This is a genomic window from Bradyrhizobium sp. USDA 4541, from assembly GCF_024171085.1.
Lineage (GTDB): Bacteria > Pseudomonadota > Alphaproteobacteria > Rhizobiales > Xanthobacteraceae > Bradyrhizobium > Bradyrhizobium australafricanum.
The window spans coordinates 2,731,251-2,751,516 of record NZ_JALJZF010000001.1 but is presented as its reverse complement, the minus strand read 5'-3'; the positions used below and the strand labels follow the sequence as shown (position 1 = coordinate 2,751,516).

The 20,266-nt window shown below is 65.4% G+C and carries 15 protein-coding genes and 3 pseudogenes; 6 read left to right on the top strand and 12 right to left on the bottom strand.

The genetic code is table 11. The features are described 5' to 3' along the window. Positions 1-3: 3 nt before the first annotated feature. The 4 genes from exbB to J2R80_RS12835 all read right to left on the bottom strand — a co-directional run bounded on the left by exbB (position 4) and on the right by J2R80_RS12835 (position 4,312). The gene (gene exbB / locus J2R80_RS12850; RefSeq protein WP_253638661.1) at positions 4-804 is read right to left on the bottom strand and encodes a tonB-system energizer ExbB; all 801 of its coding nucleotides are present in this window, start codon (positions 802-804) and stop codon (positions 4-6) included. A gap of 161 nt (positions 805-965) precedes the next feature. Continuing rightward, positions 966-1,490: a heme utilization cystosolic carrier protein HutX gene (gene hutX / locus J2R80_RS12845; protein ID WP_253606893.1), complete on the bottom strand. Its 525-nt coding sequence runs from the start codon at positions 1,488-1,490 to the stop codon at positions 966-968. Further along, complete coding sequence (locus tag J2R80_RS12840; RefSeq protein WP_021080657.1) at positions 1,487-1,819, bottom strand: antibiotic biosynthesis monooxygenase; 333 nt, start codon at positions 1,817-1,819, stop codon at positions 1,487-1,489. Before J2R80_RS12840 ends, hutX begins: the two co-directional genes overlap by 4 nt. A 147-nt stretch (positions 1,820-1,966) precedes the next feature. Then, the gene (locus tag J2R80_RS12835; protein ID WP_253638660.1) at positions 1,967-4,312 is read right to left on the bottom strand and encodes a TonB-dependent hemoglobin/transferrin/lactoferrin family receptor; all 2,346 of its coding nucleotides are present in this window, start codon (positions 4,310-4,312) and stop codon (positions 1,967-1,969) included. Positions 4,313-4,563: 251 nt separating this feature from the next. Here J2R80_RS12835 and hemP point away from each other — a divergent pair, with 251 nt between their 5' ends. The 5 genes from hemP (at position 4,564) to J2R80_RS12810 (ending at position 9,084) form a co-directional block, all read left to right on the top strand. Next, on the top strand, positions 4,564-4,770 hold the full coding sequence (hemP, locus tag J2R80_RS12830; RefSeq protein ID WP_057015592.1) for a hemin uptake protein HemP: 207 nt from the start codon (positions 4,564-4,566) through the stop codon (positions 4,768-4,770). 8 nt (positions 4,771-4,778) lie between these two features. Then, positions 4,779-5,726: a hemin ABC transporter substrate-binding protein gene (locus J2R80_RS12825; RefSeq protein WP_253638659.1), complete on the top strand. Its 948-nt coding sequence runs from the start codon at positions 4,779-4,781 to the stop codon at positions 5,724-5,726. Then, the gene (locus J2R80_RS12820) at positions 5,723-6,823 is read left to right on the top strand and encodes an iron ABC transporter permease (RefSeq protein ID WP_253638658.1); all 1,101 of its coding nucleotides are present in this window, start codon (positions 5,723-5,725) and stop codon (positions 6,821-6,823) included. The genes J2R80_RS12825 and J2R80_RS12820 overlap by 4 nt, the downstream gene beginning before the upstream one ends. Next, positions 6,820-7,623, top strand: coding sequence for a heme ABC transporter ATP-binding protein (locus tag J2R80_RS12815; protein WP_253638657.1), 804 nt, complete (start codon positions 6,820-6,822; stop codon positions 7,621-7,623). The genes J2R80_RS12820 and J2R80_RS12815 overlap by 4 nt, the downstream gene beginning before the upstream one ends. 108 nt (positions 7,624-7,731) lie before the next feature. Then, positions 7,732-9,084 carry an esterase-like activity of phytase family protein gene (locus J2R80_RS12810; RefSeq protein WP_253638656.1) on the top strand — a complete coding sequence of 451 codons (1,353 nt, stop codon included), beginning with the start codon at positions 7,732-7,734 and terminating at the stop codon, positions 9,082-9,084. A 380-nt stretch (positions 9,085-9,464) separates the two neighbouring features. On the opposite strand, the gene J2R80_RS12805 is transcribed toward J2R80_RS12810, so the two are convergent. From J2R80_RS12805 to J2R80_RS12785, 5 genes and pseudogenes are all read right to left on the bottom strand, one after another. Further along, on the bottom strand, positions 9,465-10,301 hold the full coding sequence (locus tag J2R80_RS12805) for an enoyl-CoA hydratase-related protein (protein ID WP_057017942.1): 837 nt from the start codon (positions 10,299-10,301) through the stop codon (positions 9,465-9,467). A 186-nt stretch (positions 10,302-10,487) separates the two neighbouring features. Continuing rightward, positions 10,488-11,203: pseudogene (locus J2R80_RS12800) on the bottom strand (IS5 family transposase). 117 nt (positions 11,204-11,320) lie between these two features. After that, a pseudogene (locus tag J2R80_RS12795) lies at positions 11,321-12,664 on the bottom strand (mucoidy inhibitor MuiA family protein); the annotation flags it as partial. Then, positions 12,655-12,993, bottom strand: a pseudogene (locus J2R80_RS12790) (DUF4140 domain-containing protein); the annotation flags it as partial. The pseudogenes J2R80_RS12795 and J2R80_RS12790, both read right to left, overlap by 10 nt. A gap of 181 nt (positions 12,994-13,174) precedes the next feature. Then, entirely contained in the window at positions 13,175-14,608 is a 1,434-nt protein-coding gene (locus J2R80_RS12785) for an MFS transporter (RefSeq protein WP_253638655.1), read from the bottom strand. An 81-nt stretch (positions 14,609-14,689) separates the two neighbouring features. On the opposite strand from J2R80_RS12785, the gene J2R80_RS12780 reads away from it, so the two are divergent. Next, positions 14,690-15,148, top strand: coding sequence for a MarR family winged helix-turn-helix transcriptional regulator (locus tag J2R80_RS12780; protein WP_057017943.1), 459 nt, complete (start codon positions 14,690-14,692; stop codon positions 15,146-15,148). Positions 15,149-15,238: 90 nt separating this feature from the next. On the opposite strand, the gene ltrA is transcribed toward J2R80_RS12780, so the two are convergent. The 3 genes from ltrA to serA all read right to left on the bottom strand — a co-directional run bounded on the left by ltrA (position 15,239) and on the right by serA (position 20,120). Beyond that, positions 15,239-16,615, bottom strand: a complete 1,377-nt coding sequence (ltrA, locus tag J2R80_RS12775; protein ID WP_253638654.1) for a group II intron reverse transcriptase/maturase — start codon at positions 16,613-16,615, stop codon at positions 15,239-15,241. A gap of 482 nt (positions 16,616-17,097) precedes the next feature. After that, the gene (locus J2R80_RS12770) at positions 17,098-18,270 is read right to left on the bottom strand and encodes an acetyl-CoA C-acyltransferase (protein WP_057017940.1); all 1,173 of its coding nucleotides are present in this window, start codon (positions 18,268-18,270) and stop codon (positions 17,098-17,100) included. Between the two features lie 260 nt (positions 18,271-18,530). Then, positions 18,531-20,120 (bottom strand): phosphoglycerate dehydrogenase, encoded by a 1,590-nt coding sequence (gene serA / locus J2R80_RS12765; protein ID WP_028333510.1) that lies wholly within the window; start codon positions 20,118-20,120, stop codon positions 18,531-18,533. Positions 20,121-20,266 lie beyond the last annotated feature (146 nt).

Below are 20,266 nucleotides of genomic sequence, written 5' to 3'. Positions count from 1 at the left end.
CGCCTACTCCGCAGCGCGTGCCAGCCGGAACAGGCTGCGATCGCCCTCGCGGCTGACCAGCAGCATCACCATGGCGGAGGCGTCGCCGAGCAATGCGCGGTAGGACGCGATCGAACGGGTCAGGTGATTGTAGATCACGACCGCCGGGATCGCGGCGACCAGGCCGAGCGCGGTCGCAAGCAGCGCCTCGGCGATGCCGGGCGCGACCACCGCGAGATTGGTGGTGTGGGCCTCGGAGATGCCGATGAAGGCGTTCATGATGCCCCATACCGTGCCGAACAGGCCGACGAACGGCGCGGTGGCGCCGATCGTCGCCAATACGCCGGTGCCGCGCGCGATCTGCCGCGACATCGCCGCCTCGACCCGCTCCAACCGCAGCGCGATGCGCTCCTTGAAGCCGTCGTCGAACATCCCGCCGGACAGCGCAGCCTCGCGCGAGGCCGATTGCACGATCTGCGCTACCGCATCGCTGCCGTCGCGGCTCGCCTGCTCGACCTCGGCAAGCTGGGTGTCGCGCTCAAGGAGGCCGATCCGCTGCCGGGCGAGCGCGCTCTTGCGGCGGATCTCGACGGTCTTGGCGAGCCAGATCGTCCAGGTGACGAGCGAGGCGAAGGCGAGCCCAACCATCACCGCCTTCACGACGATGTCGGCGCTTTCGAACATGCCCCAGGGCGAGAGGTTGCGCGGCAGCAGTGCGGCGTCGGATGCGGCAAGGCTACTGCTTGGGAGAGATGCAGTCACGACCGCAATCAACTGGACGACGATTGATAGCTGGCTACTTCTGCCAAACGTGCGAATTAGCATACTCACCTCCAACCGCATCTCACCTCGCCCCGCCTGCGGGGAGAGGTCGGATCGCATCGCAAGATGCGAGCCGGGTGAGGGGGACTCTCCACGAGCACGGTGCCCGGAGGGTCCCCTCACCCCGACCCTCTCCCCGCAAGCGGGAGAGGGAGAAGAAATCTTCAGCCCGCGTTCGGTGCGAGGCGGTCCGCCAGCGCATGAAAGCGCACCAGCTGATCGCTACGCAGCGCGCGCGTCTCGTCGCGGCCGACGAACACCTTGAACATGATGCCGCCGTCGCGATTGATGAAGGCGATGAACGCCGACACCTTTCCCATGAAGGGCCGCTCGACGAACGCGATCGCCGCGCAGCGATCGTGCCTCAGATGGCCGTGCAAGCCCTTCGGCTGCATCAGGTTGAAATAGCCGCGACCGACCTCGCCGTTCGGAATGGCGCCGGTGAACTCGAAGATCGCGTCATCGGTGTGCACGATCAGCGTCACCTCGCCCCACTCCGCGATGTCCTGCATCGCGGCGGCAAACTCGCCGGGACCGATCCGCACCATGCTCTCGGGGAGCGCCTCGAGCACCGCGCGCGGCGTCACCTTGCGCTCGCGCGCGACGTCCTCGATGACCGTGCCGGGATTGTCGGCCATATAGGCCTTCAATCCCGCAAGCTCCGCGTTCTGCACGGCTGTCTCCGTCATGCCGGGCTCTTCGCGCGCTCGGTGATCAGCACCTCAAAACCCTCGAATTTGGGATGGCCGAGATAGAGGCTGCCGCCGGTCTCGTTGCCGGCGCGCGAATGGGCGCGGCGGAACGCATCGGATTTGGTCCAGTCTTCGAACGCCGCCTTGCTGGCCCAGACGGTATGGGTCGCATAGAGCGTGTGGTCCTCGGCCTCGGGGCCCTTCACCAGATGAAATTCGATGAAGCCCGGCAGATCGCCGAGATAGGATTCGCGCGTCTTCCAGACCGTCTCGAACGCCTGCTCCTTGCCCTTGATCACCTGGAACCGGTTCATTGCGATGAACATGAAAACTCTCTCCTGTTTGACGGCGGATGCCAGGATCCTGCCGGTTGATCTCGTTAATAACATGAACGCGCCAAGGAATACGCCAAGGCCGCGCTGGGGGCACCAGCGCGGCCGGAGCAACCTGGATGGAATGATCGGCGTCTCGCGTTACGCTCCACCTAGGTGAATCCTGAGTCCGGCCTTGTAAACGGTGCCCGGACCGGGGCTCGAGAACAGCACGTCGTTCTGCGTCGTGCCGTCGGTCGAGGAGCCCGGGATCGCATAAGGCCGGTAGTACTGGTTCAAGAGGTTGTCGACCGATGCCGTGAAGGTGATGTCCTTGGTGGCGTTCCAGGTCAGATAGAGGTTGACGAGCTCGTAGCCGGTCGAGGGCAGATAGCCCGCCGGCAGGTCGTTGTTGGCGCCGAACGAGGACCATTGCGCGGCAATGATCAGCGAACGGTCGAGCAGGCGGACGCCGCCCGTCGTCGTCACCTTGCGCGGCGTGATGGTGGCGAGCCCGACATTGGTCTGGGTGTTCCGGCCGCGCATCAGATGGCCGGCGACGCCGACGAACCAGTCGCCTGCATCATACATCGTCTCGAGCTCGAAGCCCTCGATGCGGGCGTGGGCGATGTTCTGGTACTGGTAGAACTGGCTGAACCGCCCGAACGGCGTCAGGGTCGGCGCCGAGGCGACGAGGTCGATATAGCCGTCGACGTCGTTACGGAACACGTTGACCTTGCCGCGGAACGAGTCGCTCGCGTTGAAGATGCCGTCATATTTCAGGTTGATGCCGGCTTCCTTGTTCTTGCCGACCTCCGGCCGCAGCGCTGCATTGGGCAGGAAGCAGAACAGGCCGCTGGTGCCGTCAGGGCAGTTGAACAGCGCCGGCCCGCCGCCGGTGGCGTGGCCGCCCGCGATCAGCGTCTCGGTGATGGACGGCGCGCGATAGCCTTCGGCATAGCTCGCATAGGGCGTGAAGCCGGCAACCGGCGTGACGCCGAGCGTGATCTTCGGCGACAGCCGGTCGCCGCTGGTCGTGGTGTTGATCGAATTGAGTTCGTAATGGTCGTAGCGGACAGCGCTGATCAGCTCGAGCCAGGTCGAATAGTTCTGCTTCAGCTGCACGAAGCCGCCGGACACGGTGCGCTGGCCGCCCGGCGTCGTAATGTTGGAATTGCCGCGCGAATCGAACGTCTCGACATCGTCGCGGAAGGCGTCGAAACCGTAGGTCACGGCGTTGCGCCAGTCGCCGAAATTGAAGCGCGAGGTGTTGTTGACGTCGACACCAACCGTATCCAGCAAATAGCCGCGCTTGTCGCCGACGCAGCCGGAGATGTTGTTGCCGGGATTGGCGAGCGTGCAGACCCCGCCGCCGGTGGTGATGCGGTTGCTGTAGGTCTTGACCTGGTCGTTGTCGGTGCGGTTGCCGTAGACCGAGATATTCCAGTCGAACAGCATGTCGTCGGGCTTGGAATATCGCCAGCTCAAGGTGCCCGTGTAGTTCTTGGCGTCGGAGGCATAGACCGAGGAGCCCGCGATCGCGGCGAGCGGCGCCGCCGCCGTGGTCGGGCCGCGGTTCGGCTGACCGATATTGTATTGGTAGTCCTGGAAGATGCCGCCGATCTTGAACTCGTGGCCTTCGGCCGGGCGGAACGTCACCTTCATCAGGCCGGCCGCGATATCGTTGCCGGTGTTACCGATCTCGGTGCCCGCGCCGTCCTTGTAATTGCCCTGGGTGCGATAAACCGCGCCGCCGAACACATCGACATTCGGATCGACGCGTACACCGCCGAACACGGAGCCCATGCCGCGGTCCTTGTTGGTGCCGTAGGACCCCGACATGTCGACACCCCAGCGCTCACCGGGACGCACTACGTCGTCGATGTCCTTGGTGCGGAATGAGACCACGCCGCCGATCGCGCCGGAGCCGTAGATGTTCGCGGTCGGGCCGCGCACCACGTCGACGCCGCCGATCAATTCGGGATCGAGGAAGAACGAGCCGTTGGCGTTGTGGCCGGTGCGCTGATAGTTCTGCCGCGCGCCGTCAACGACAACAGCGACACGGCCGAAATCCTGCAAGCCGCGGATGTTGATGACGGTTGCCGGATCGTCGCCGCGCTCCTGAACCGAGACGCCGGGCACGTTATAGAAAATATCGGAGAGCCGGTTCGGCTGCAGGCCCTGGATCTTCTCCAGCGTGACGGAGCTGACCGGCGCCAGCGCATCGATCGCGCGCTCCTCGGTCTTGGAGGCCACCGCCGTGATGGTGTCGAGCGATTGCACCGGCACCGCGCCGATCTGCGCGCGCGCATTCATCGCCGCCGACGCCGCCTGAGCTTCGGCCGCCGGCTTCGGCTTCCGCTTGGCTTGCTTCAGCCGCTCGGTAGAAGGATGCGCAGCCGACGGATCGGCGGTCTGCGCGAAACCGCGTTCCGGCAGTGCTGCCGCAAATGAAAACACCGACGCGCCCAAAATCAGTGCGCGCGAAACCCTAGCCCCATCAGCCATTCTAGCCCCAGCCTGATCATCGCTTTTCTGGTTTGGCTGGCGTGCGCTCCGACGAGCGGCTTGCTGGCTACATCGCGATGCAAGTCACCCGCCTGCATCGCGTGAGGATTGGTTACGAGCCGGCAACAAAACGGTCAAGAATGCGGCAGCGCTGTTTATATCGATTGTAAAGTGCCGCCGTTGGAATGCGCCTTCGTCCGCTTATACAAGCAAACACCATTTGAAAATTTTCGCAGGCGCAGCACCACAATATGTCCGCAGCTTCCGAAGACAATATCGACGCAGCCGGAAAGCAGACCGAGCCTGCATCCGGCGCGGCCAAAACGCTGATCATGCGCGGTAATCGTCTCGACAGCCGCGACCTGTTCGCTGCGGAGCGCGAGATCATCATCATGCACGGCGAAGAGCATTACCGGTTGCGGCTGACCTCGCAGAACAAGCTGATCCTGACCAAGTGACGGCCCCGATGACAATTTGTCGCACGCTCGCTTTGCTCGCCTTCTCTCTGCTGCCGATCGAAGCCGTGACGGCCGAGGGCATCACCGTGCATGACGCACGCGACCGCGACGTCGTGATCGACAATCCGTCGCGGATCGTCTCGATCGGCGGCGCGATCACCGAGATTCTCTATGCCCTCGGCTTCGAGGACCGCATCGCCGGCGTCGATGCGACCAGCCTCTACCCGCCGGCTGCGCTGCGCGAGAAGCCCGACGTCGGCTACATGCGCCAGCTGTCGCCGGAGGGCGTGCTTGGCCTGCACCCGTCGCTGGTGCTCGCAGTGCAGGGCTCCGGGCCGAAGGAGACCATGGACGTGCTCGAGGCGGCCAAGGTGCCGCTGGTGCTGGTGCCGGAGACGTTCTCGGAGGCCGGGCTGGTCGAGAAGATCAGACTGGTGGGCCACGCCATGGGCGCCGATCCACGCGCCGCCTGCCTGACCACGGCGGTGGAGAGCGATCTCGCGCAACTGCGCGCGCTGCGTGCTCGGGTGACCAAGCCGGTGCGCGTGATGTTCGTGATGTCGCTGTTGAATGGCCGGGCGATGGCGGCGGGCCACAAGACCGCGGCGGACGAGATCATCCGGCTTGCCGGCGGCGTCAACGCCATCGATGGTTACGACGGCTACAAGCCGGTCAATGACGAGGCCATCGTGGCAGCGAAACCGGATGTCGTGCTGTCGATCGATCGCGGCAAGGACTCGTTGACGTCGGATGCCGTGTTCGCGCATCCAGCCTTCGCGCTGACGCCGGTCGCGGCCAACAAGGCCTTCATCTCGATGGAAGGCCTTTATCTGCTCGGCTTCGGACCGCGCACCGCGGCCGCGGCACGCGACCTCTCGGTCAAGCTCTATCCGGCGCTGGCGCCGGAGGCCGACAACTTCAAGCCGGCAGCGCTGACCGCGAATTGCCGGCAATGAGCGTGCTGGCCGAACGCCGCGGACGTGCGAAACGACGGCGCGCCGGCATGTCGCTGCGGCCGGCCGCGACACTCACCCTGCTCTGCCTGCTTGCGGCGCTCGCAGGCACCGCCCTCGTCGCCCTGACGGTCGGGGCTGCCGGCATTCCAATGGCTCGGCTTCCGGCGGCGCTTGGGCTTTGGGCTGATCGTGTCGCCAACCCGCTGCTCGCACGCGACCAGCTCGTGGTGTGGTCGATCCGCATCCCGCGGATCGCGGCGGCGGCGATGGTCGGCGGCCTCCTTGCCGTATCAGGCTCGATCATGCAGGGCCTGTTCCGCAATCCCCTTGCCGACCCCGCGCTGGTCGGCGTCTCCTCCGGCGGCGCGTTTGCCGCGGCGGCCGCGATCGTGTTCACCGACAGCCATCTCGGCGAAAGCCTGCGCTTCCTGCAACACCAGCTGCTGCCGATCGCGGCCTTTGCCGGCTCGCTGATCACGACCGTCGTGCTTTACGGCATCGCCAGCCGCGGCGGCCGGACATCGATCGCGATCTTCCTGCTGGCCGGGCTTGCGATCGCCGCGATCGCCAATGCCGGCATCGGCCTTCTGGTGTTCGTCGCCGACGATCGCCAGCTTCGCGACATCACCTTCTGGCTGCTCGGCTCGCTCAGCGGTGCGACCTGGAGCAAGCTCACGGCGCTGGCGCCGGTGCTGGCGGTCGCGCTGGTCGCCTGCCTCTCGATCTCGCGCGGGCTCGACGTGCTGGTGCTCGGCGAGGCGGAGGCGTTCCACAGCGGCGTCGACGTCGAACGGCTGAAGCGGATCTCGATCGTGCTGGTGTCGGCGATGACCGGGGTCGCGGTCTCGGTCTGCGGCGTGGTCGGTTTCGTCGGCATCGTGGTGCCGCATCTGTTGCGGCTGGTGATCGGGCCCGCGCATCGGCTGCTGCTGCCGGCCTCCGCGCTGCTCGGCGCCATCCTCCTGGTCGGCGCCGACACCGTGGCGCGCACCATCGTGGCACCCGCGGAAATGCCGATCGGCATCCTGACGGCAGCGATCGGCGCGCCGTTCTTCCTCGCCATGCTGCTGCGGCAGCGCGGGCTGGTGTCGCTATGACGGCCCTGCTCGAAGCACAGTCGGTATCGATGACGGTCGGCGGCGCGACCCTGGTCGATGCGGTGTCGCTGCAGATCGGTGCCGGCGAGATGGTCGCGATCGTCGGTCCCAACGGCGCCGGCAAATCGACCCTGCTGCGGATGCTGTCGGGCGACCTGCGTCCGTCCCGCGGGGCGATCAGGCTGAGGCAGCGCGACCTGCAAACTTACCGACCGCGCGCGCTGGCGCAGCACCGCGCGATGCTGTCGCAGCATGTCAACGTCACCTTCCCGTTCACCGTCGAGGAAATCGTCAGCATGGGCGCCGGCGAAAGCCCGCGTGCCGTGGCGCGGGCGCTGGTCGAGGCGGCGCTCGACGAGGTCGGGCTCGCGCGTTTCCGTTTCAGGCAATTGCCGACACTGTCCGGCGGCGAGCAGCAGCGGGCGCATTTCGCCCGCGTGCTGGTGCAGCTCGCCTGCGGCGAAGCGCTGCATGGACCGGGACTGTTGCTGCTGGACGAGCCGACCTCGAGCCTCGATCTGCGGCACCAGATCGACCTGGTCGAAACGGCCCGGCGGCGCGCCGCCCGCGGCACCGCGGTGATCGCGATCCTGCACGACCTCAACCTCGCGATGCGGTTCGCCGACCGCATCCTGCTGCTGCACCGCGGCCGGCTTGCCGTCGACGGCGACCGTACGGCGGCGATGAAGGCCGAGACGCTGCGCGAGATCTTCGAGATCGACGCTGCGATCGCCTATACCGGAAACGGTGTGCCGTTCCTGCTGCCGCAGACGATGCAGCCGGCGCGCAAGGCGACGTAACGCCGCAAGCCTTATCCCGCCGCAACATCCGCGGTTCACAAAACTGTCAGCCGGCTGTAACAGGCGGCTCGGAGAACACCGCATCGTTTATCCTTTGGGAGATCAACCATGCGCCTGTCCCTGCTCTGCTCCGTCGCCTCGATCCTGCTCGCCACATCGGCATTCGCGCAGGGTGAGGGCGAATTCCCGGCGACGCTGGCGGGACACGCCGTGATGCCGGCGGAGAGCTTCATCGACGCGCCCGCCGACGCCCCTGATGATCTGAAGACCTCGGGCAAATACACCACCGGCAAGCGCGTCGACGCCATCGGCACCGTGATGGGCAAATCGTACGAGCGGCCGACCGGCGTGTCGCTGCCGTTCAAGGGCCAGCCGCTGCAGGGCCATTCCGGCATCAAGGTGATGCCCGACGGCTCGTTCTGGGTGATCACCGACAACGGCATGGGCTCGCGCTACAACTCGGCGGACTCGATGCTGTACCTGAACCGGCACAAGATCGACTGGGCGAGCGGCAAGATCGAGCGTCAGGAGACCGTGTTCCTGCACGATCCCGACAGGAAGGTGCCGTTCCGCATCGTCCACGAGGACACCGCCAAGCGCTATTTGACCGGTGCCGATTTCGACACCGAAGGCTTCCAGATCATCAACGACATTTTCTGGATCGGCGATGAATTCGGGCCCTACATCCTCAAGGCCGACAAGACCGGCAAGATCCTCGCCGTGTTCGAGACCGTCGCCGACGGCAAGCCGGTGCGCTCGCCGGATCACTGGGCGGTGCAGTCGCCCGGCGCGCCCGGCGCCAGCTACACCAACGTCAACCTGCGCCGCTCCAAGGGCTATGAAGGTTTTGCTTCCTCCAAGGACGGCAAGTTCCTTTACGGCCTGCTCGAGGGGCCGCTGTGGGATGCCGACAAGAAGGATTGGGAGAAGGTCGACGGCAAGGAAGCCTCGCGCATCCTGGAATTCGACGTCGCGGCGGAGAAGTTCACTGGACGCTACTGGCAATATGCGTTCGAGCAGAACGGCAATGCGATCGGCGACTTCAACATGATCGATCCGGCCCAGGGCCTCGTGATCGAGCGCGACAATGGCGAAGGCACCGCCGACAAGGCCTGCCCGCAAGGCCAGCGCGGCGAGAACTGTTTTCCTGACCTCGCCAAGTTCAAGCGCGTCTACAAGATCGAGCTGTCCGATGCCAATGTCGGCAAGCCGGTGCGCAAGATCGCCTATATCGACCTGATGAAGATCCGCGATCCGAACAAGAATGCGCGCAAGCCGCTCAACGACGGCGTCTACACCTTCCCGTTCTTCACCATCGAGAACGTCGACCGGGTCGACGAGACCCACATCATCGTCGGCAACGACAACAACCTGCCGTTCTCCTCGAGCCGCGACCCGAACAAGGCCGATGACGACGAGTTCGTGCTGCTCGAGGTCGGCGACTTCCTGAAGGCGAAGTGAAGGGCTGCTTTCGCCGATCACACCCGTGTCGTTGCCCGGCTCGGCCGGGCGACCCAGTATTGCAGAGACGTCCGAACTTAGTGGATGGGCCGCGGCGTACTGGATGCCCCGCTCAAGGCGGGGCATGACAGCGAATATGCGGATAGCGTGATGCTCATCCCGGCACGACGGCCATTCCGTCATCCCCGCGCAAAGGCTACGCCTTTGTCGCTGGAGGTGCGAGCCTTGCGGCGCAATTGCGCCGCTGGGCGAGCCTCGAAGGATGCACGGCCACCGATGCAGCCGCGCGGAGACAGCCGGGCCGCCGCCCCTCGAGACGGCCGCTTTGCGGCCTCCTCAGGGTGACGGTGATACAGCTCAGCGCGCGGCTTGCGTGATCCTCACTCCTTCTTCGTCCGGTAATCTCCGAACGTCGTGTCGCGCTGGTCGAGCTGGGCCTTCACGCTGCCGCCGTCGCGGCGGAAGCCCGCCATGTAGGCCTTGCTGGCCTCGGTCGTGAAGGCCAGCGCCTGGATCTCGGTGCCGGCCCGCATCGCGGCGCGGGCGCCCATGATTTCCATCGCGCGGTGGACGCTACGCTTGTTGAGCTGCTGCAGCTCGATCGGCACCTTGGCCGCGCGCTCGGCGAAATCCAGCGTCTTCGTCTCCAGCTCGGCGAGCGGAAACGACCGGGTCGCATAGCCCCATTCGGCGGCCTCGCGGCCGGACATCGCGTCGCCCGTCAGCATCAATTCCATGGCACGGCGCATGCCGACCAGCCACGGGTGATACTGCATGTCGGGCGGGCTCATCAGCCGCACCGGCGGATAGCCGATCTGGGCGTCGTCGGCGACGTAGACCACGTCGCAGGCGGTCGCGAGCTCGGTGCCGCCGGCGAGGCAATAGCCGTGCACCTGCGCGATCACGGGCTTTGCGAGATCCCAGATCGAGAACCAGCCCTCGACGACATGGCGCGACCATTGGCCGGGCCCGGATGCCGAGTGATAGGGCTGGTCGACGCGATTGTCGGCGGAGAGATCGTAGCCCGCCGAGAAGCAGGGTCCGGCGCCGCGCAGGATCGAGATCGAAATTTCGGGATCGCGGTCGGCCTGCTCCAGCACCTCGAAGATCTCGCCGCGCAGGCGATTGTTCAGCGCGTTGCGCTTCTCGGGGCGGTTCAGCGTGATGCGGCGGACGCGCGGACGCGGATCATCGACGATGATGTGCTGGTAGCTCATGGATCCTCCCGATCTCAGGCTTTGTTGCCTTTGGCAAAGTGATGCCCGAGATCGGCAGGGTTGTCATCGGCAGATGACGCAGGTCCTCAAAGCGTTTTCAAGCGAAGTGGGTTCCGGTTCGCGTGAAGAAAACGCGTCAAGCAACAACGCTAGAGCCCCGGCACGGGCTCTAGGTGGTGTGGACACTTATCGCAGCCATAGGACGATGGCAGCGAGAGTGACGACGGCCCGGTAATTCCGGGCGGTCTTTTCGAAGCGGGTTGCGACGCGTCGGAACTGCTTGAGCTTGCTGAAGCAGCATTCCACGAGATGGCGCTGGGCATAGAGATGTTTGTCGAGCGGATATTTGAGGGCTCGCGAGGGGTTGTTGGGGATGACGGCGAGCGCCTTTTTGGCGGCGATGTCTTGGCGCAAACGATCGGCGTCATAAGCCGTATCGGCGATGACGACCTCGGCGGGCAGCCCCTCGATTAATGCAGCGGCTTGTGGTGCATCGCCCTTCTGGCCCGCGGTGAGCGTGAACCGCACGGGGCATCCCAAGCCGCGTACGGCCATATGTATCTTCGTGCTCAGGCCGCCGCGCGAGCGCCCGATCGCTTGATCTTCAGACCCCCTTTTTTCGCCCCGGCGGCGTGCTGATGCGCCCGGACAATGGTGGAATCGACGATCAGATATTCGAAGTCCGGATCCTCGGACATCGCCTCGAAGATGCGGCACCAGACACCCTTGCGGCTCCATCGACTGAACCGCCGGAACACGCTGTTCCAATCTCCAAAAGCCTCCGGAAGATCACGCCAAGGAGAGCCCGTACGCACGATCCAAAGCACACCTTCCACAAACATCCGGTTGTCCCGCCCGGTCGAGCCCTTCTGATCGGGCCGGCCTATGATCAGCGGCGCCATGCGCTCCCAGGCCGCGTCGCTCAACACCAAACGCTCCATCACACCCAAGGCCGCCTCCCAAAAAGAAGCCTTGAATCTGATTTGCTCTCAAAAGGGAATCCTTAGAGTCCACACCACCTAGCCCGCCGGCACCATCACGACGCCCTTGTCCTTGGGCCAGCGCATCCGCCAGGCGAAATTGATGTCCCTGATATCACCGGCCTTGGCCTCGAACGCCCATTCCAGCACGCCGCGCTTGTCGCGCAGATTGGTGGTCGTGGCAGGCGTCGACGACGGCAGCATCTCCACCACGATATCGTCGTTCTCGCTGACCGGGAGCTGATCCTGGACCGCGACCTTGATCGGGAAGTCGTGGCCGTTGCGCACCGTGGTCTTGAAGGCGCGCTCGTCGGTCTTCGACGTGGTCACGATCAGGCCGGCGGAGCCCTCGTTGCGCTTCACCACCGTGCGTTCGATCTTGACCTTGTCGTCGGCGCCGAAGCCGAGCCGCACGGTCTCGTCCTTGGCGGCGGTGGCCATCCGGCTGCGGCCGACAAAGATACCGTCGCGGTAGATCGAGATTTGCCCCGGCAGCAACGGCGCATCGTCGGCCTGCACGAAGCTCGCTTCCAGGAACGCGGTCGGGTCGATCACCGGAACGGCGCGAACCGCGAGATCGGGGGTGATGGTCGCCGTCGAGATGCGCAGGCTCTTCGCGCCCTCATTGGCGGCAACGCTGACGCGGCCGGGAATCTTGAAGGTGGCCTGGAAGGCGCCGACCTCGGCGGTGGCTTCCAGTTCGTCCATGCGTCCCCCACCAAAGCGGAATTGCTGAACCGCGTCGGCGGCCGGCGCGGGTGCCAGCGCCTCGCGCGACCGCATGCTGGCCTCTCCCGAAAGCTTCGCCAGCGGTCGCGGCGGCTGCGGATATTGCACGATCAGCGAGCGGAGGTCGGGCGCATTGCCGCCGCGCGCGACCCGCACGGTGGAGACGACGAGCGCCACGTTCGACCAGTCCTCGCCGGTCGACTGGGTGATCTCGGCGCGGCGCACCAGTTCGATCGCGGGCTTGCGGTCTTTGGCGCCGGTGTCGAGCCGGGCGTCATAGAGCGGCGTCCAGCGCGCGTTGGGAACCGCATAGGTGACCCGCAAGGTCGCCTTGGTCGCCGCCTGCGAGGCGACATCGATCCGCACCTCGACCTTGCTCGGCGGCTTGCTGGTGCGATCGGCTGCGAGCTGCGCAAGATCGCGGTCGATCACGCGGATCTTGCGCTCGGCGTCACGGATCGCGCTGTCGGCGGTTGCGACCTCGTCGGCCACCGCCGAGAACGCCGCGCGCCACTCGCTGAGCGGACGGGCCTCGCCCTTTTCGCCGAGGCCCGCGGGTGACGCCTCGGCAAACCGCTCGGCAATTTGCGCCGCGCCTCGGCCGCGCTGATCAGTCCCTGCAAATCGGCGCGCTGATCGTTCAGCGCCTCGATGCGCTTGTCGATCTCGGAGAGATTTTGCGGCAGCAGCGGCCCCGGCAGCTTGGTGTCGATCGCGCCTATCGTGAGCTTCGCTCCGCCCTCGCCTTCGACCCGCAGCGAGGACGGATCGAGCCCGATCGGGAAATCCCTGGCGATGAGGGTGTTGTCGCCGGCAGGCAGATCCAGCGTGATGACGCGGGTGACGCTCGCGCCATCGGGATAGACGGTCACGGCATCGACCTGCGAGGCCGCATCGAGATTGGCCGCATGCAGCGGCCCGGCAACCAGCGCACCCGCCAGCACCAGGCTGGTGGTCACAAGATAATTCGCAATCCTACACATGACATCCCTCCGGAAAAAAACGCCGCATCGCGCACGAGACGAACGGCGCGCCGGGCTCGAGGGCGCGTCGTTTCTCGTGGTGAGACGCAGCGAGGAAGGGACTGGTTCGATTGAGGTTTCCCTGCGGCGCGACGATGGCGCCGCCGCGGCTGCCGCATGGCGCGGCGATGTCTTTCGGGCGTTAGCGATCTGCCTTGCGCCGGATCAACAGATAATTCGGCACGAAGCCGGCCAAGGTGATCGCGATCATGATCCACCAGCCGCGCTGAAACGCTGCGATCCGCTCGGTCATCGAGACCGGCGTTGCAAGGATCGCCACAAAGATCGCGACGCCGATCGCCAGTGCCGCCTGCCGGATCATGTTGATGACGCCGGAGCCAGTGGCAAACGACGACGGCGGCAGCGCGCCGGCGCCGACGCCCATCAGGGTCGGAAAGGTCAGCCCGACGCCGATACCGATCAGCATCACGCCCGCGACGACGGCAGGCGCATTGGGGTCGGCCCCGAGCAGCGTCGCCCAGATCGCGAGGCCGGCCGCGAACAGCAGGATTCCGGCGGAGACGACGGCCGCGGCGCCAAACCGCGCAATCAGCCGGCCGGCAAACAGCAGCGAGGTGATCGGCACCATCAGCGGGCCGGGAGCGATCGCAAGGCCGGTCTTCAACGCCGACCAGCCCCATACCGTCTGCTCCCACAAGGCGCAGGACAGCAGCATGGCGCCGAAGGCCGCCGAATAAGGCGCCATCACCAACGACGCGCCGGTGAACGGCCTGACCGCGAACAGCGCAGGATCGACGAAGGGATTCCTCGATCTGAGGCAATGTCGTGCGAAGGCGGCGAGCGAGACGGTCGCGACGGCAAAGCCAAGCACGACGCCGCGCGAACTCCATCCCCAATCGTTCGCCTTCACGATCGCAAATGTCAGCGCACCGATACCGGAGGTCACCAGCAGCGCAGCCCATGAACTCGGACGCGGTACGTCGTGACCGGGCACTTCGGGCAATTTCAGCCAGCCGACGATCAGCGCGACGACGCCGATCGGGACATTGACGATGAAGATCCAGCGCCAGTCGAAGGTGACCAGCACGCCTCCCGCGAGCGGGCCCAGTGCGGCGGCAAGGCCGCCGATCGCCGTCCAGGTGCGCACCGCCCCGGCGCGTTGCTCGGGCGGAAACGACGCCAGCAGCAGGCCGATCGAGGTTGGCGTCATCAATGCCGCACCGGCCGCTTGCGCCACGCGGGAGACGACCAGGAACTCGACACTGGAGGCCAGCGCACATGCCGCCGACGCGGCCGTGAACAGCGCGACGCCGAGCAGGAAGCTGAGATTGCGGCTGTGGCGTTCGGCGAGCCGGCCGAAGAACACCAGCAACGCCGCGTAGGCAATGGCGTAGGCATTGAGGATCCAGGACAAATCCTCAAGCGAGGCGGCGCGAAATTCCTGCGCGATGTTCGACAGCCCGACATTGACGATGAACAGATCGAGATTGGCGAGGCAAATTCCGACCGACACGATCGCAAGCACCTGGCGCGGGGTTGCGGTGGCGACGCCGGACTGCGGCCGCGCATCAGGTTCGACGACCAGATCGATGGTCTCCGCCTCTACCTCCGACATCACACCCTCCGAAATACGTGCATATGCATCTATTGCCATTAGGTGCATATGCATGTATCTGTCAAGTCCTCGGAGGCAGCGATGGCGAAAACGGAGCCCAGCCGGTGTAATCTCACGGCGTTGCGCAAGGCGACGCGGCGGGTGTCGCATCTCTACGATCAGGTCCTTGCGACATCCGGCCTGCGCGGCACGCAACGGGCGATTCTGGTCTATGTCAGGCGGTCGGGCGCGCCGACGATGGGCGAGCTTGCCGCAGCCCTGGTGCTCGACCGCACCGCGCTGAACCACAACCTCAAGCCGCTCGAGCGCGACGGTCTGTTGACCATCACCGTCGACAAGAGCGACCGGCGCAGCCGGCTGGTGCGGCTCACCAAGCGCGGCGAAGCCAGGCTCGAGGAATCACAGGCCGCATGGCTCAAGGCGCAGGAGCGCTTCGAGACCGCCTTCGGCGCAAGGCAGGCCGCCGATCTCCGGCAGACGCTCGAACTGATTGCCTCGCTCGAGTTTGACGAGCGCGCGCTTACCTCACCGGCGAGCTAGCCGGCTCCAAATCGGGATAGGGGGAAGCCTCGCGGCTTCTCCCCTCCCACACCACCGGACATACGGGTCCGTATCCGGCGGTTCGGTGGATTATGCGGGCTGCTGTGCCGCGACGGAAGCCAAGCCGAGTGCCCTGAAGAACGCGATTGGCATGGCGATGGTGAGCGCGGGGCTGTTCGCGAGCCGCCAAGGGCCATGCGGGCTGCCGGCGGTTTGTGCCGCCAGATCCCGGCCGACGCCGCAGCGTCGCAGCTCGGCAAAGCGAGTGTCACCGCGCTTCCATTGTTTCCAGGCGATGGCGCGCAACCGCCGCCTGAGCCATTCGTCAAGTGTGCGCAACACCGACGGGGTTTGGCAGATGCCGAAGTAGCCGCGCCATCCGATCAGATAGCGCGATAGTTCCTTGGCAATCTGCGCGAGGCTTCGGCCGCAGGTGCGTCGTGTCAGTCCTCGGACCTTCGCCTTGAAGCGGGCAAGTGCCTGCGGCGCGATGCGCCGACGCGGTTCTTTCCCACCGATAAAGCTGAAGCCCAAGAACTTGCGAACGCTCGGTTTGGCGACCGCGCTCTTGGCTTTGTTGACCTTGAGCTTGAGGCGCTTTTCGAGGAACCGTTCGATGCCCGCCAGCACCCGCTCGCCCGCCTCCCGACTGCGCACATAGATGTTGCAGTCATCGGCGTAGCGCACGAAGCGATGGCCGCGTCTTTCCAGTTCCCTGTCCAGCACATCCAGCATCAGGTTCGACAATAGCGGCGAGAGCGGACCGCCCTGCGGCGTACCCTCTTCCGTCGGACTGACCAGCCCTCTCTCCAGCACACCCGCATTCAGGAATCCGCGGATCAGCTTCAGGAGGCGCTTGTCAGTCACCCGCTTGGCAACGAGCCTCATCAGGATGTCGTGGTTGACCCGGTCGAAGAACTTCTCCAGGTCGATGTCCACCACGAAGCTGTGGCCGGCCGCAATGTACGTCTGCGCCCGTTCCACCGCCTGATGCGCCGAGCGCCCCGGCCGGAAGCCGAAGCTGGTCTCGGAGAACGTCCCGTCCCAATCCGCCTGCAGCACCTGCATCACCGCCTGCTGGATCAAGCGGTCGAGCACCGTCGGGATGCCGAGCGGCCGCAGGCCGCCCGACGTCTTCGGTATCTCCACCCGCCGCACCGGCTGCGGCTTGTAGGTGCCCTCAAGCAACTGGGCTCGGATCGCTAGCCAGTGCTCCTTCAGGTGGGCCGGCAACTCATCGACGGTCATCCCATCGACGCCCGCCGCGCCCTTGTTGCGCGTCACTTGCGCCAACGCCGTCTTCAGGTTCTCACGCTCGATTACCGCTTCCATCGACGGCCCTGCGGCCGCCGGGCGTTCGAGGGCGGTGGCCGCCGCGCGCGCTTCGGACTCTTGGGCGGCGGCGTTCGGGGCTTCACCCTTCGCTCCGGTGCCCAAGTTCAGCTCGACCTGATTCTTCTGCCGCATGGCTCGCGCGAGATCACCGTTCTACTGGCCACTTCCACCGTTTGGGCCTTCGACGGCACGCCACCGCCTACTATGCCCGCTGCTGACTTCTGCGCTGCGGTCAAGTCGCCTTACGACGACCTCAGTCCCGTTACCGGGACACAGCACAGACCTCCCGAGGTAAGACCGACCGCCTTCACCGCACGCTCGCCGGATTTACCACCCCGACCCTTGATGACTATGGACTTCGCGATCACATGCTCGCTCGTCCGGCCGGGTAGGCCTCGTTATCCGGTAATTGTCCATCGAGCCGCGGCTTTGCTCCACGCTGTCTTCAGACCCCACCTCGCGATGACGCCCTTGCGCTTCGCTAATCCTTCGCCGTCATCAGGCTGGATAGAGGACTTCCACCTCCAAGCTGTCGTTCATACTCGGCACACATGAAAAGCGGCCCGGCGTTGCCGCCGGGCCGCTCGTTCGCACACGATCAGTGTCGATCGCGCTTAGCTGTAGATCTCGAACAGGCCGGCGCCGCCCTGGCCGCCGCCGATGCACATGGTCACGACGCCCCACTTGGCCTTGCGGCGACGGCCTTCCTGCAGCAGGTGGCCGGTGAGCCGGGCGCCGGTCATGCCGAAGGGATGGCCGATCGCGATCGAACCGCCATTGACGTTATACTTCTCGGGATCGATGCCGAGCTGGTCGCGCGAATAGAGGCACTGGCTGGCGAACGCCTCGTTGAGCTCCCAGAGATCGATGTCGTCCACCTTCAGGCCGTGGCGCTTGAGCAGCTTCGGCACCGCAAACACCGGACCGATGCCCATCTCGTCGGGCTCGCAGCCGGCCGAGGCCCAGGCCACGAAGCGGCCGAGCGGATTGAGGCCGCGCTTCTCGGCGTCCTTGGCCTCCATCAGCACCACGGCGGCGGCGCCATCGGAGAGCTGGCTGGCATTGCCGGCGGTGATGAACTTGCCCGGGCCCTTGACCGGCTCGAGCTTGGCGAGGCCCTCCAGCGTGGTCTCGGGGCGGTTGCACTCGTCACGATCGACCACGTAGTCGACGATCGACTCGGCCTTGGTCGCCTTGTCGACCACCTTCATCTTCGTCTTCATTGGGACGATTTCGTCCTTGAACTTGTTGGCCTGCTGCGCGGCGGCCATGCGGCGCTGCGACTCCAGCGAATACTCGTCCTGGTATTCGCGGCTGAGCTTGTAGCGCTCGGCCACGATGTCGGCGGTATCGATCATCGCCATGAAGATGTCGGGCGCGGTCTTGAGCAGCTCGGGATCGATCGATTCCTTCGGCGAGCCGCCGCCGGGAATCGAGATGCTCTCGACGCCGCCGGCGACGATGCAATCGGAGCCGTCGGAACGGATCGAGTTGGCGGCCATCGCGATAGTCTGCAGGCCCGACGAGCAGAAGCGGTTCACGGAGACGCCCGCAGTCGACTTCGGCAGGCCGGCGAGCAGCGCCGCCTGGCGGCCGATGTTCGGCGCGCCATGCGCGCAATTGCCGAGATAGCAATCCTCGACATATTCCTTGTCGACGCCGGCGCGGTCGACCGCGTGCTTGATGGCGTGCGCGGCGAGCGACATCGGCGGGGTGATGTTGAATCCGCCACGGCCGGACTTTGCCAGGCCGGTGCGCGCGTAGGAAACGATTACGGCTTCACGCATTGTTTTCTCCCTCTGAGATGACGGTCATTGTGGCGCGTCGTGGCCCGTTCGTACACATTTTTCGGCGGGCGCAACAGCAATACCGGACGCCCCGGAACGACAAACGCCGCCTCCGGGACCGGAGACGGCGTCATGTTCCGCAGATCGGAATATGGACTGCTTGAGCGGTATCTTCCTTCCGTCATGCCGGGCGTTCCGGGCGATGACGAGGACCGCTCAAACAGCGTTTGAAACGCCAGCGCCTTTAAAACGTCAGCGGCTCAGAACGTCAGTGCCTTGGCCTGCTTCACCTGCGGCAGTGTCTGTACCTTGGCGAGCAGCTCCGCCGGCACCGCGCCGTCGACCTCGACCAGCGCAATGGCGTCGCCGCCTTGCTTGACGCGGCCGAGATGGAAGGTCGCGATATTGATTTTCGCATCACCCAAGAGGCTCGCGAACGCGCCGATGAAGCCCGGCTTGTCCTCGTTGGTCACGTAGATCATCGACTTGCCGAACTCGGCGTCGACACGGATGCCCTTGATGTCGACGAGACGCGGCTTGCCGTCGGCGTAGACGGTGCCGGACACCGAACGCTCCTGACGCTCGGTGGTGACTGTGACCGTAATCAGGCTTTCATAGTCGCTCTGCGCGGCGCGGACGACCTCGTCCACCACCATGCCGCGCTCCTTGGCGACGACCGGCGCCGATACCACGTTGACCTCGCCCAGCATCGGCCGCAGCAGGCCCGACAGCACCGCCGAGGTGATCGCCTTGATCTTCATCTCGGCGACGTGGCCCTCATAGGTGATCTCAGTCTTGAGGATGCCGCTCTCGGTGAGCTGGCCGGCGAACGAGCCGAGCTTCTCGGCAAGCTCGATGAACGGCTTCAGCTTCGGCGCCTCTTCCGCGGTGATCGAGGGGAAGTTGACCGCGTTGGAAATCGCACCCGACAACAGATAGTCCGACATCTGCTCGGCGACCTGCAGCGCGACGTTTTCCTGCGCTTCGGTGGTGGAGGCGCCCAGATGCGGGGTGCAGATCACGTTGGGATGGCCGAACAGCACGTTCGAGGTCGCCGGCTCCTCGACGAACACGTCGAAGGCGGCGCCCGCGACATGCTTGGAATTCAGCGCGTCGACCAGCGCCTGCTCGTCGACCAGGCCGCCACGCGCGCAGTTGATGATGCGCACGCCCTTCTTCATCTTGGCGATCGCGGCCGCATCGATCACGTTGCGGGTCTTCTCGGTCAGCGGCGTATGCAGCGTGATGAAGTCGGCGCGCTTCAAGAGATCGTCGAGCTCGACCTTCTCGACGCCGATGTCCTTGGCGCGCTCCGGCGACAGGAACGGATCGAACGCGATCACCTTCATGCGCAGGCCGAGCGCGCGGTCGGCGACGATCGTGCCGATATTGCCGCAGCCGATCACGCCGAGGGTCTTGGCGGTGATTTCGACGCCCATGAAGCGGTTCTTCTCCCACTTGCCGGCCTGGGTCGAGGCGTCGGCCTGCGGAATCTCGCGCGCCAGCGCCAGCATCAGCGTGATCGCGTGCTCGGCGGTCGTGATCGAATTGCCGAACGGCGTATTCATCACGATGATGCCCTTGGCGGTCGCGGCCGGGATCTCGACATTGTCGACGCCGATGCCGGCGCGGCCGATCACCTTGAGCCTGGTCGCCTTCTCGATGAGCTTGGCGGTCGCCTTGGTGGCCGAGCGGATCGCGAGGCCGTCGTAATTGCCGATGATCTCGGCGAGCTTTTCCTTGTCCTTGCCGAGGTTGGGCTGGAAGTCGACCTCGACGCCGCGATCCTTGAAGATCTGGACGGCGGCGGGAGACAGCGCGTCGGAAATCAGAACTTTGGGTTTTGTCATCTCGATTGTTCCTTTGCCCTGCCGCGGGCGGGTCTCCTGGACCGATCTGGTGAAATCTCTGATCACTTCTCCCTCTCCCCGCTCTTGCGGGGAGAGGGTTGGGGTGAGGGCAGCCACGGGCGAGGAACAAGCCGAAAGGGCCCCTC